This is a genomic window from Pantoea sp. X-Soil-ISGK-285, assembly GCF_059730815.1.
This window is the reverse complement of the sequence record NZ_AP035938.1, coordinates 3722843-3735107: the sequence shown is the minus strand read 5'-3', so window position 1 is coordinate 3735107 and position 12265 is coordinate 3722843. Positions and strand designations below refer to the sequence as shown.

12 protein-coding genes are annotated in these 12265 nt (G+C 57.3%); 8 read left to right on the top strand and 4 right to left on the bottom strand.

Translation table 11 applies throughout. The features are described 5' to 3' along the window. Positions 1 to 35: 35 nt before the first annotated feature. The gene (locus tag AC6I8B_RS17695; RefSeq protein WP_223265993.1) at positions 36 to 209 is read right to left on the bottom strand and encodes a hypothetical protein; all 174 of its coding nucleotides are present in this window, start codon (positions 207 to 209) and stop codon (positions 36 to 38) included. A gap of 97 nt (positions 210 to 306) precedes the next feature. On the opposite strand from AC6I8B_RS17695, the gene aroK reads away from it, so the two are divergent. From aroK to trpS, 7 genes are all read left to right on the top strand, one after another. Next, positions 307 to 828 carry a shikimate kinase AroK gene (gene aroK, locus AC6I8B_RS17690; RefSeq protein WP_003852989.1) on the top strand — a complete coding sequence of 174 codons (522 nt, stop codon included), beginning with the start codon at positions 307 to 309 and terminating at the stop codon, positions 826 to 828. Positions 829 to 866: 38 nt separating this feature from the next. Then, positions 867 to 1955 carry a 3-dehydroquinate synthase gene (gene aroB, locus AC6I8B_RS17685; RefSeq protein ID WP_010253124.1) on the top strand — a complete coding sequence of 363 codons (1089 nt, stop codon included), beginning with the start codon at positions 867 to 869 and terminating at the stop codon, positions 1953 to 1955. 72 nt (positions 1956 to 2027) lie between these two features. Beyond that, positions 2028 to 3080 (top strand): SPOR domain-containing protein, encoded by a 1053-nt coding sequence (locus tag AC6I8B_RS17680; protein ID WP_022624046.1) that lies wholly within the window; start codon positions 2028 to 2030, stop codon positions 3078 to 3080. Between the two features lie 93 nt (positions 3081 to 3173). Then, a complete protein-coding gene (gene dam, locus AC6I8B_RS17675) occupies positions 3174 to 3989 on the top strand; it encodes an adenine-specific DNA-methyltransferase (protein ID WP_010671570.1) in 816 nt (271 codons plus the stop codon). A 67-nt stretch (positions 3990 to 4056) separates the two neighbouring features. Beyond that, the gene (gene rpe / locus AC6I8B_RS17670) at positions 4057 to 4740 is read left to right on the top strand and encodes a ribulose-phosphate 3-epimerase (RefSeq protein WP_010253116.1); all 684 of its coding nucleotides are present in this window, start codon (positions 4057 to 4059) and stop codon (positions 4738 to 4740) included. Next, entirely contained in the window at positions 4724 to 5401 is a 678-nt protein-coding gene (locus tag AC6I8B_RS17665) for a phosphoglycolate phosphatase (RefSeq protein WP_132499656.1), read from the top strand. The genes rpe and AC6I8B_RS17665 overlap by 17 nt, the downstream gene beginning before the upstream one ends. Before the next feature lie 16 nt (positions 5402 to 5417). Continuing rightward, positions 5418 to 6419, top strand: coding sequence for a tryptophan--tRNA ligase (gene trpS / locus AC6I8B_RS17660; RefSeq protein WP_010253111.1), 1002 nt, complete (start codon positions 5418 to 5420; stop codon positions 6417 to 6419). A gap of 58 nt (positions 6420 to 6477) precedes the next feature. Here trpS and cysG read toward each other — a convergent pair whose 3' ends face one another. The 3 genes from cysG to nirB are packed head-to-tail and all read right to left on the bottom strand — an operon-like array spanning position 6478 to position 10751. Next, positions 6478 to 7842 carry a siroheme synthase CysG gene (cysG, locus tag AC6I8B_RS17655; RefSeq protein WP_497816417.1) on the bottom strand — a complete coding sequence of 455 codons (1365 nt, stop codon included), beginning with the start codon at positions 7840 to 7842 and terminating at the stop codon, positions 6478 to 6480. Positions 7843 to 7887: 45 nt separating this feature from the next. Next, on the bottom strand, positions 7888 to 8214 hold the full coding sequence (gene nirD, locus AC6I8B_RS17650) for a nitrite reductase small subunit NirD (RefSeq protein ID WP_010253107.1): 327 nt from the start codon (positions 8212 to 8214) through the stop codon (positions 7888 to 7890). Then, positions 8211 to 10751, bottom strand: coding sequence for a nitrite reductase large subunit NirB (gene nirB, locus AC6I8B_RS17645; RefSeq protein ID WP_157353860.1), 2541 nt, complete (start codon positions 10749 to 10751; stop codon positions 8211 to 8213). Before nirB ends, nirD begins: the two co-directional genes overlap by 4 nt. Before the next feature lie 217 nt (positions 10752 to 10968). On the opposite strand from nirB, the gene AC6I8B_RS17640 reads away from it, so the two are divergent. Then, complete coding sequence (locus AC6I8B_RS17640) at positions 10969 to 12246, top strand: cytosine deaminase (protein WP_029519456.1); 1278 nt, start codon at positions 10969 to 10971, stop codon at positions 12244 to 12246. Positions 12247 to 12265 lie beyond the last annotated feature (19 nt).

Here is a 12265-nt window from a genome sequence, read left to right as displayed (position 1 = left end):
ACAAGGTTTAGCGATTTTCAATACGGTGTAACCGTCTATGCTGGGTAAATCCCGGCAAACAGATCAGAAAACTCCTCTGTACGCAGCGTTGTAAAGACGCAGCGCTGGCGCGTTACAGTTTCGCGAACACAGGCCAATTCAGAAATGGATGTGCTGAAGGCAATATAATCGGTTGCCAAACAGCCTTGAGTGTTGAGATAATTTTTCATCTGACTCTTGCTAACGCTCATGAGGTCTCAGTTCCTGTCCCGCCAGCAAATGCTGAACGCGGGGTATCATTAACGAATTCTTAGTAATACCGACAAAATGGCAGAGAAACGCAATATCTTTCTGGTTGGGCCGATGGGTGCCGGCAAAAGCACTATTGGCCGTCAGTTGGCTCAGCAACTCAACATGGAGTTCTTCGATTCCGATCAGGAAATTGAGCGACGCACCGGAGCGGATGTGGGCTGGGTTTTTGATGTCGAAGGCGAAGCTGGCTTTCGCGATCGCGAAGAAAAAATCATTAACGAACTGACCGAGAAGCAAGGCATCGTCCTGGCGACAGGCGGTGGTTCCGTCAAATCCCGGGAAACGCGTAATCGTCTCTCCGCCCGCGGTGTTGTGGTTTATCTTGAAACCACCATCGAGAAGCAACTGGCGCGCACCCAACGTGACAAAAAACGTCCGTTGCTGCAGGTGGATTCACCGCCGCGTGAAGTGCTCGAAGCGCTGGCTGGCGAACGTAACCCGCTCTACGAAGAGATCGCCGATGTAACCATTCGCACAGATGATCAGAGTGCGAAAGTGGTGGCGAATCAGATTATCCACATGTTGGAAAAAAGTTGATCCAACGTTCGAAGGCTCCTTAACAGGTATCGGGCATCATGGAGAAGATCACCGTCTCACTGGGGGAACGCAGTTACCCCATCACTATCGCTGCCGGACTGTTTAACGATCCGGCTTCTTTTTGGCCGCTAACCGCGGGCGAAAACGCCATGGTGGTGACAAACCAGACGCTGGCTCCGCTTTATCTTGACCAGCTGACGGCGCTGCTGACGGCGGCAGGTGTAAAAGTGGATCAGGTGATCTTACCCGACGGCGAGCAATATAAGACGCTGGCCGTGATGGATCAGGTTTTTACCGCGCTCCTGCAAAAGCCGCACGGTCGTGATACGACGCTTATCGCCTTAGGCGGCGGCGTCATTGGCGATCTTACCGGTTTTGCTGCGGCCAGTTATCAGCGTGGCGTACGCTTTATTCAGGTACCGACCACCTTACTGTCGCAGGTCGACTCTTCGGTTGGCGGCAAAACGGCCGTTAACCATCCGCTGGGCAAAAACATGATCGGCGCGTTTTATCAACCCGCGTCGGTGGTGATTGATACTGCCTGTCTGCAGACGTTGCCCGCGCGCGAACTGGCGTCGGGTCTGGCGGAAGTGATTAAGTACGGCATCATCCTCGACGGTGCGTTTTTCCAGTGGCTGGAGCAGAATCTTGATGCCCTGCTGGCGCTGGATGAACAGGCGCTGGCGTACTGCATTCGTCGCTGCTGTGAACTGAAAGCCGAAGTCGTGGCCGCCGATGAACGTGAAAACGGTCAGCGGGCGTTGCTGAATCTGGGCCATACTTTTGGTCATGCGATTGAAGCACACATGGGCTATGGCAACTGGCTGCACGGTGAAGCGATTGCAGCGGGCATGGTGATGGCGGCACGCACGGCTGAACGCCTGGGGCAGTTCCAGGCGCAGGAGACGGACCGCATTATTGCCCTGTTCCTGCGTGCCGGTTTGCCGGTACATGGGCCGGAGGCGATGAGTGCGGAGATGTATCTGCCGCACATGATGCGCGATAAGAAAGTTCTGGCGGGCGAATTGCGGCTGGTACTCCCGCTGTCGATTGGCCGCTCTGAAGTGCGTGGTGGCGTGGCACATGATATGGTGCTGGCTGCAATTAATGATTGTCAGCAATCCTGAGATTAAGCAGTTGAGTGGTGACGCGGCGCGCAGGGTGCGCAGTGCGGAATGCCGCTTTACGGAGGAGGCAAAATGGATGAGTTTAAACCGGAAGATGAGTTAAAACCTGACGCCAGCGATCGCCGTCCCTCGCGCCCTCGTAAGTCGTCTCCCGCAGCCAAAATACCGGTTTCGCGCCAGCGCATCATGATGGGTGTCGGGATCCTGGTTCTGCTGTTACTGGTACTGGGTATTGGTTCGGCGCTGAATGGCCCGGATGAGAAAAAACCTGCGACTGCGGGCAACACGCCTGCCGCTGGCGGCGGTTCCGGCAGTGAGAAGAATATCGACCTGGCCGGCTCCTCTTCCATGTCAGGTGGACAGACGACGCCAACCGGCGGGCAGACCACGCCAGCTACCAGCGAAAATAACGCGGCGACCAGCGGTAATGCTGCGTCTGACCCGCAGCGCGACGTCTCAATGCCGCCTGTGGCTTCAACGCCTACGCAGGCAGCCCCTGTTGAGACGCCAGCGAATCAGCAGCGTGTCACGCTGCCGGGCGATCTCAACAGCGCGCTGAGTAATCAGCAGCAGCAGGTCGACAGCGCCGCGATGGGCACGCAGGGTGGCAGTTCACTGCCAACGGCGCCTGCCACGGTCAGCGGCAATGCCGGAACGGCTGCGAATCCGGTTACGGCCCCTGCAGGCCGTCAGACGCCAAACAAATCAAACGCTTCTGCCCGTCCGGCGCACGATTCATCGCATAAAACTGCTTCGAAGCCTGCAACCCGTGACAGCAAAACACATACCACGCCAGCACGTACGCCAGCCCCTTCTGCTCCGGCCACTGCGGCGGCAGGCAGCAGTTCAGCCAGCAAATCATTGCCAGGCGGCAGCTATACCCTGCAGCTGAGCGGTGCATCGAAGGCGGAAAGCCTGAATGCCTGGGCTAAGCAGCAGAATCTGAGTGGGTATCACGTCTACAAAACCACCCGTAACGGTCAGTCGTGGTACGTGCTGGTGAGTGGTTCCTATGCCACACCGGCTGATGCCAAACGCGCGGTAGCCTCACTGCCTGCCGAAGTGCGTGCGAAGAACCCGTGGGTTAAACCAGTAAGCCAGGTGAAGAAAGAAGCCAGCCAATAGCGGATGTGGGGCCAGTTTCTGGCCCCGTTTTAAGCGCAGATCTGCTGTCGGTCCAGCCACAGCCTCACAATAAGATGTAATAACCACGACAGCATGAAAAAAAATCGCGCTTTCCTGAAATGGGCAGGGGGAAAATTTCCCTTAGTAGAAGAGATCCATCGCCATCTGCCGCAAGGCGACTGTCTGGTAGAACCCTTTGTTGGCGCGGGTTCGGTGTTTCTGAACACTGAATTTGATCGCTACCATCTGGCTGATATCAACAGTGACCTGATTAATCTCTATAACATTGTTAAAACGCGCACGGCGGATTTCATCCGTGACGCGCAGCTGCTGTTTACGCCGGAAAGTAACAACGAGATCTGTTATTACCAGCGTCGCACCGAATTTAACACCAGCACCGACGCCTACCTGCGCGCGCTGTTGTTCCTCTATCTGAACCGTCACTGTTACAACGGCCTCTGTCGCTATAATCTGCGTGGCGAGTTCAACGTGCCGTTTGGCCGCTATCGCAAACCCTACTTTCCGGAAGCAGAACTGTTATGGTTTGCCGAGCGTGCGCAAAAAGCGACGTTTGTCTGTGAATCGTACGATGTTACCCTGACCAATGCCGGTAAAGGCTCGGTAGTCTATTGCGATCCGCCTTATGCGCCGCTGTCGGCAACGGCCAATTTCACGGCTTATCACACCAACAGCTTCAGCCTGCGTGAGCAGGAGAACCTGGCGGCGTTAGCGGCAAAGCTGGCTTCGTCGGAGGACCGGATTCCGGTACTGATTTCTAACCACGACACTGCACTGACGCGTTTATGGTATCAGGATGCAGAGTTACATGTGGTCAAAGCCCGGCGTTCTATCAGCCGAAGCATAACGGGTCGCACCAAGGTCGACGAACTGCTGGCACTTTATAGCTAGTCTGTTTCGTCCGCGACCAACGCATTACGCCAGCCTGCGTGCTGGCGCACAACAGTGGGAGAATCGGATGAAACAATATTTGCTGGCCCCTTCAATCCTTTCGGCGGACTTTGCTCGCCTGGGCGAAGACACAGCCAAAGCGCTGGCGGCCGGAGGTGACGTGGTTCACTTCGACGTGATGGACAACCACTACGTGCCTAATCTGACCATGGGTCCGATGGTGCTGAAAGCACTGCGCGACTATGGCATCACTGCCCCCATCGATGTGCATCTGATGGTGAAGCCGGTAGATGCGCTAATCCCTGATTTCGCCAAAGCGGGTGCCACCTACATCACCTTTCATCCCGAAGCCAGCGAACACGTTGACCGCACCCTGCAAATCATCAAAGAGCATGGCTGCAAAGCGGGTCTGGTGTTTAACCCGGCGACCCCGCTGAGCTACCTCGATTACGTCATGGATAAGCTGGATATCATTCTGCTGATGTCAGTGAACCCTGGCTTTGGAGGTCAGTCATTTATTCCTGGCACACTGGATAAACTGCGTGAAGCGCGCAGGCGTATCGATCAGAGCGGTTACAGCATTCGCCTTGAAGTGGATGGCGGCGTGAAGATCGACAACATTGGCCAGATCGCTGCCGCCGGTGCCGACATGTTTGTCGCCGGTTCCGCGATCTTCGGTCACCCTGACTATAAAAAAGTGATCGACGATATGCGCAACGAACTGGAGAAGGCCAATGGCTCATTTCACTGATATTCGTGCGCTGGCGTTTGATCTTGATGGGACACTGGTGGATAGCGCACCCGGCCTGGCCGATGCGATTGACCGCACGCTGAACGATCTCCGTCTGCCGCAGGCGGGCCTTGAGCGTGTCTCAACCTGGATTGGCAACGGCGCGGATATCATGATGGCCCGCGCGCTGACCTTCGCGCTGGGCCGTGAGCCGCAGCCGGAAGAGCAGCGTGATGCGCGGGCACTGTTTGACCGGCATTATGCCGATACCGTGGATGCGGGCAGTACGCTGTTTCCACAGGTAAAGAAGACGCTGGCCGCCTTAAAGGCCGCCGGGCTGCCGATGGCGATAGTCACCAACAAGCCGACGCCGTTTGTGGCACCGCTGCTGGAGTCGCTTGGCATTGCTGATGCGTTTTCGCTGATTATCGGTGGCGACGATGTGCCGGTTAAAAAACCGCATCCTGCGGCAATTTTTATGGTGCTGGGCACCTTTGGTGTGTTGCCGAATGAGTTGCTGTTTGTCGGCGACTCACGCAATGATATCCAGGCGGCACAGGCGGCGGGCGTACCCAATATCGGCATGACCTTTGGCTATAACTATGGCGAGCCGATTGCCACCAGCCAGCCCGATTTAACCCTCGACTCTTTCGACGAACTTTTGCCCGCTCTGGGGCTGTAAATATCAGGACATAAGTATGAAACCCATCGTTTTCAGCGGCGCACAGCCGTCCGGCGAACTGACCATTGGCAACTATATGGGAGCGCTGCGTCAGTGGGTGCAGATGCAGGATGATTTCCACTGCATTTATTGCATCGTTGATCTGCACGCGATCACCGTGCGTCAGGATCCTGTTGCACTGCGTAAAGCGACGCTGGACACGCTGGCGCTCTATCTGGCCTGTGGTATCGACCCGCAAAAAAGCACCATCTTTGTTCAGTCGCATGTGCCAGAGCACACGCAGCTGAGCTGGATCCTGAACTGCTATGCCTACTTCGGTGAACTGAGCCGCATGACGCAGTTCAAGGATAAATCAGCGCGTTACGAAGAGAACATTAACGCCGGTCTGTTCGACTATCCGGTGCTGATGGCGGCTGACATTCTGCTCTATCAGACCCATCAGGTGCCGGTGGGTGAAGATCAGAAGCAGCATCTGGAGCTGAGCCGCGATATCGCGCATCGCTTCAATGCGATTTATGGCGATATCTTCAAAGTACCAGAGCCGTTGATTCCGAAGTCTGGCGCGCGCGTGATGTCGCTGCTGGAACCGACGAAGAAGATGTCCAAGTCTGACGATAACCGCAATAACGTGATCGGCCTGCTGGAAGATCCGAAAGCGGTCGTGAAGAAGATTAAACGCGCCGTCACCGATTCTGAAGAGCCGCCAGTGGTGCGCTACGACATCAAAGAGAAAGCGGGCGTCTCTAACCTGCTGGATATTCTGTCGGGCGTGACCGGTAAAACCATCGCCGAGCTGGAGCAGGAGTTCGAAGGCAAGATGTATGGTCACCTGAAGGGCGCAGTAGCCGATGCTGTGTCGGGTATGCTCTCTGAGCTGCAGGAGCGTTATCACAGCTTCCGCAACGATGAAGCACTGCTGGAGCAGGTGATGCGTGATGGCGCGGCCAAAGCACGCGCACAGGCGCAGGAAACGCTGAAGAAGGTGTATCAGGCGGTAGGCTTTGTCGCGATGCCGTAATGGCTGAGCAGACAACCAGGACGGCGGGCATTGTGCCCGCCGTTTTTATTTGCCAGGCTCAGAACCAGCGCAGACTGCCACGCAGACTTACCACGCTGCCGATGATCATCAGGCTGGGACTGGTTACCTGACCGGCTAACGCTTCCAGCTCGCTCAGTGTCCCGGTGACCACGCGTTGACGCGTCGTGGTGCCGTTTTCCACCAGCGCCACCGGCATATCGCTGCGCATACCGTGCTTTATCAGCTGCTGCTGAATCTCGCCGGCCTGCGTGAGCCCCATATAAAAGACCAGCGTCTGCTGTTCCGCCGCCAGCGTCTGCCAGGCGAGCGTGCCCTCTTTCTGCAGATGTCCGGTAACCAGTCTGACGCTCTGCGCATGATCGCGGTGGGTCAGGGGAATACCGCTGTAGGCCGCACAGCCCGATGCGGCGGTGATCCCCGGCACCACACTGAACGGAATCTGCCGCTGCGCCAGCGCTTCCAGCTCTTCACCGCCGCGACCAAAGATAAAGGGATCGCCGCCTTTCAGCCGCACTACGCGTTTTCCCCGCTGCGCCTGTTCGCAGAGCAGCTGGTTGATCTCATCCTGCGGCACGCAGTGATGTCCGGCGCGTTTCCCGACAAAAATGCGTTCAGCATCGCGGCGCACCAGATTCAGGATCTCATCGGAAACCAGCCGGTCATAAACGATGACATCTGCCTGCTGGATCAGCTGTAAGCCTTTCAGGGTCAGTAATCCGGCATCACCCGGACCGGCACCCACCAGCGCCACTTCACCCTGTTGGCGAAGGTCAGCGTTAAAGAGCTGGTGGGTAATCTGCTCCGCGCGTTCACTGTCGCCGTTGGCGAGCGTCTGGGCCAGCCGCTCGCTGTTAAAGAAGCGCTCCCAGAAGTAGCGGCGGGCACTGACAGAGCTGAATTGCTGTTTAACCCGCGCGCGCAGGGTGCCTGCCAGCTGCGCCAGCTGGCCAAGGTGTTGCGGCAGCATCGCCTCCAGCTTCTCCCGCAACAGGCGCGCCAGTACCGGCGCGCGTCCACCGGAAGAGACGGCGACCATCAGCGGGGAACGATCGATAATCGACGGCATAATGGCGCTGGCCTGCTGCGGCGCATCCACCAGATTGCAGAAGATCTGCTGTTTTTCGGCGGCTTCAGCCACCTGCTGATTAACCGCATCGTCGCTGGTTGCGGCGACCACCAGCCAGCAGCCGGTGAGCCAGTGCGGATCAAACGTCCCTGGCAGCAGCGTGACGGTTTCCTGCTGCGCCCATTGCCGGAAGGCGGGGGAGAAATCAAGGGCTCCGACCAGCAGTTCGGCGCCGGCCTCCAGCAGCAGGCGGGCTTTCCGCTCAGCCACGTCACCTGCGCCGACCAGCAGGCAGCGTCGGCCCTGCAGGCGGCAGAACAAGGGGAAGTAGTCCATCAGACGTCCTTAAAAAAGCCCGCGGAGGCGGGCTGTTGACGGGAGTTACAGGCAGACTTCAACCTGTCCGGCATTGACCCGCACCGGCCAGGCCGCCACGGAGCGCGTTTCATCCTCCATGCAGTAGCCATCGCTAAGACGGAAACGCTGCTTTTTCAGCGGGCTGGCAACCCAGAGCGCATCCTGATGTTCAGCAATAATGCCGCGTGACAGCACGCTGGCATCGGCAAAGGGATCGATATTGCTGATGGCATAGAGCTGCTCATCGTTGCGGGGACGGAAGATAGCAACCTGCTGGCCTTTGACCAGCGCGCAGACGCCCGTGGCGGGCAGGATCTGCGTCAGCGGGCACACCGGATTCCACTGGCTCATGATTCGGTCTCCTCAATCAGGGTCACGGCAATGCGTTCATCGGCGCGTGCCGGGCGGTGCTGGTCGCGCTCCGCGACCCGCTGCACGCCAGGATCGCGTTGCGGCGAGTTGATAAAGTGGGCAAAGCGCGTCAGGTGATCCTTATCTTCCAGCGTCGCTTTCCATTCACAGCTGACGCTGGCGCGCAGTGCGGCCAGCTGCTGCTCCATCTGGCCGTTGAGGCCAAGTTTGTCATCCACAATCACCTTGCGCAGATAGTCGATGCCGCCTTCCAGACTCTCCAGCCACAGCGAGGTGCGCTGCAGTTTGTCGGCGGTGCGGATATAGAACATCATGAAACGGTCGAGATAGGTGATCAGCGTCTGCTGATCGAGATCGGCCGCCAGCAGATCGCCATGGCGCGGCTTCATGCCGCCGTTGCCGCAGACGTAGAGGTTCCACCCTTTTTCCGTCGCGATAATACCGACATCTTTGCCCTGTGCTTCTGCACATTCACGGGTGCAGCCAGAGACGCCAAACTTCATCTTGTGCGGCGTACGGATGCCTTTGTAGCGGTTCTCCAGCATCACGCCGAAGCCGAGGCTGTCACCCACGCCATAACGGCACCAGGCGCTGCCAACGCAGGTTTTCGCCATCCGCAGCGCCTTGGCGTAGGCCTGGCCGGTTTCAAATCCGGCGTCGATCAGCTGTGACCAGATAGCGGGCAGATCGTCTTTCTGCGCGCCAAACAGACCGATGCGCTGAGAGCCGGTAATTTTGGTGTAGAGCTGATAGCGCTCGGCGATCTCGCCAATCACTTTCAGTCCCTGGGGTGTGATTTCACCGCCGGGCGAGCGCGGGATCACCGAGTAGGTGCCATCTTTCTGGATGTTGCCAAGGTAGAGGTCGTTGCTGTCCTGCAACGGCGCGTGCTGGGGCTTGAGCACATACTCATTCCAGCAGGAGGCGAGCAGTGAGCCAACCACCGGCTTGCACACTTCACAGCCGTAACCCTGACCATAGCGGGCCAGCAGTTCGTCAAAGGTTTTAATCTCCTCTACCTGAATCAGGTGATAAAGCTCCTGGCGTGACCAGGCGAAGTGGGCGCAAAGATGGTTATTGACCTCAATGCCCTGACGGCTGAGTTCACTGTTGAGAACCTGGGTGATCAGTGGGATACAGCCGCCGCAACCGGTGCCGGCACGGGTGCTGCTTTTCAGTGCTGCCACGGTATGACAGCCACCCTGAACCGCCTTAATGATGTCGCCTTTACTGACGTCAAAACAGGAGCAGATTTGTGCGGTATCAGGCAGAGAATCGACGCCGATGGCCGGTTTATCCCCGCTGCCGGCTGGCAGAATCAGTGCTTCCGGATTAGCAGGCAGCGGAATACCATTCAGCACCAGCTGCAGCAGGTTGCCATAGTCGCTGGTGTCGCCCACCAGGACGGCACCCAGCAGGGTTTTCTGATCTTCGCTGATAATCAGGCGCTTGTAGATCGATTTGCTCTCATCCAGCCAGACCACGCTGCGAGCGCCTGGCGTGGTGCCGCGCGCATCGCCAATGCCGCCAACATCAACACCCAGCAGCTTCAGTTTGGCGCTCATGTCCGCGCCGGTAAACGCATTGTCGCGGCCCAGCAGATGGTCGCTGGCGACCTGGGCCATTTTGTATCCCGGCGCCACCAGGCCATAGACACGATTCTGCCAGGCAACGCACTCACCGATAGCGTAGATAGTGGGATCGCTGGTCCGGCACTGGTCATCAATGGCGATGCCGCCGCGCGGCCCCAGTGCTAATCCACACTGCTTCGCCAGTTTGTCCTGCGGGCGAATGCCGGTGGAGAAGACGATGAAATCGACCTCCAGCGCGCTGCCATCAGCAAACTGCAGCGTTTTGCCGCCGTGCTCGTGATGCACAATCTGTTGGGTGTTTTTACCGGTGTGGACCCGTACACCCATCTGCTCAATCTTGCGACGAAGCTGCTCACCGCCTTGCTGATCTAACTGCTCCGCCATCAGCACCGGCGCAAATTCAATGACGTGGGTTTCAATGCCCAGATTTTTCAGTGCGCCCGCCGCTTCCAGCCCCAGCAGGCCGCCGCCAATCACCGCGCCGCGTTTGCTGCGGCGCGAACAGGCTTCGATGGCGTTGAGATCTTCGATGGTGCGATAGACAAAGCAGTCGCTGCCTTCGGCACCGTTAATTGGCGGGATCCACGGATAAGAGCCGGTGGCAAAAATCAGCGTATCGTAATGCACCGCGCGACCGGTACTGGAGTGGATGAGCTTCTCATCACGGTTAATGGTGATGGCGCGTTCGCCCAGCAGCAGATTGACCTGATGTTTGTCGTAATAGCCTTCACGAACCAGCGACAATTCTTCAGCGGTGTGATGGGAAAAGTAGGCGGACAGGTGGACACGATCATAGGCGACGCGGGGTTCTTCACAAAAGACGGTCAGCGAAAACTGGTCAGGTTCCGCTTTCTCTAGTAATTCTTCTATGAAGCGGTGGCCGACCATGCCGTTACCGATAACGACGACATTGTGCTTGCTCATTTTTGCCTCAAATTTGCGATATCTGCGGCTACAATAGCGCGCCGTTTCCGGCACTTATTGATATACATCAACCACGACGCCATATACCTATTAAGAGGTATATGGTTGATTTGAAATAATTTTTTCTGGTGCGGATAACCCGCTGATTATTCGGGCTTGCGGCGGGTCACCTGAATCGTGTTAGTTTTAAAACACAAAACCGGAAAAGGAGTCGGCAATGATGTCACCTAAGTGGATCAATAACGTGCGTTTACCCTGGCGGGATGGGTTATGGCAGATCGCCATCGCCGATGGCAAAATTGCCCGGCTCTCAGCCCAGCCGCAGCACGCTTCACCGGCGGATGAATCGCTGGACGGCGAGGGTGGCTTAGCCTGCGCGCCTTTTATTGAGCCGCATATTCATCTGGATACGACTCAGACCGCTGGCGAACCCGCCTGGAACCAGTCCGGTACGCTGTTTGAAGGCATTGAGCGCTGGGCTGAACGCAAAGCCATGCTCAGTCATGAAGATGTTAAGCGGCGGGCGATGCAGACGCTGAAGTGGCAGATTGCCAACGGCATTCAGTTTGTCCGTACTCATGTTGACGTTTCTGACCCGTCACTGACGGCGCTTAAAGCGATGCTGGAGTTGAAGGCGGAGATGGCGCCGTGGATCACTATCCAGATTGTTGCTTTTCCCCAGGAGGGTATTCTCTCTTATCCCAACGGTGAAGCATTGCTGGAGGAGGCATTGCGGCTGGGCGCGGATGTGGTCGGCGCGATCCCGCATTACGAATTCACCCGTGAATATGGCGTTGAGTCGCTGCATAAAACCTTTGCGCTGGCTAACCGCTACGATCGGCTGATCGATGTTCACTGCGATGAGATCGATGATGAACAGTCGCGCTTTGTGGAAACCGTGGCGGCGCTGGCGCATCGCGATGGCAACGGCGCGCGCGTGACGGCCAGTCATACCACCGCGATGCACTCTTATAATGGCGCGTATACCTCACGACTGTTTCGACTGCTTAAGCTGTCGGGCATTAATTTTGTCGCGAATCCGCTGGTCAATATTCACCTGCAGGGCCGCTTTGATACCTACCCTAAGCGGCGCGGCATTACGCGGGTGAAAGAGATGCTGGAGGCGGAGATTAACGTCTGTTTCGGCCACGACGATGTGTTCGATCCCTGGTATCCGCTGGGCACCGCCAGCATGCTGCAGGTGCTGCATATGGGCTTACACGTCTGTCAGTTGATGGGCTATGAGCAGATTGATGCGGGTCTGGATCTGATTACGCATAACAGCGCGAAGACGCTGCAGCTGTCAGGCTATGGCATTCAGACCGGCAACGATGCCAGCCTGATTATTCTGCCGGCAGAGAGTGGTTTTGATGCAGTAAGAAGACAGGTTCCGGTGCGCTACTCGCTGCGTCGCGGCACTGTGGTGGCAGAGACAAAGCCCGCAGAAAGCGAGATTTACTGGCGGGAGCGGGAGCGGATAGACTTCCGGCGTTAAAGCAGGGCGGCGATCAATC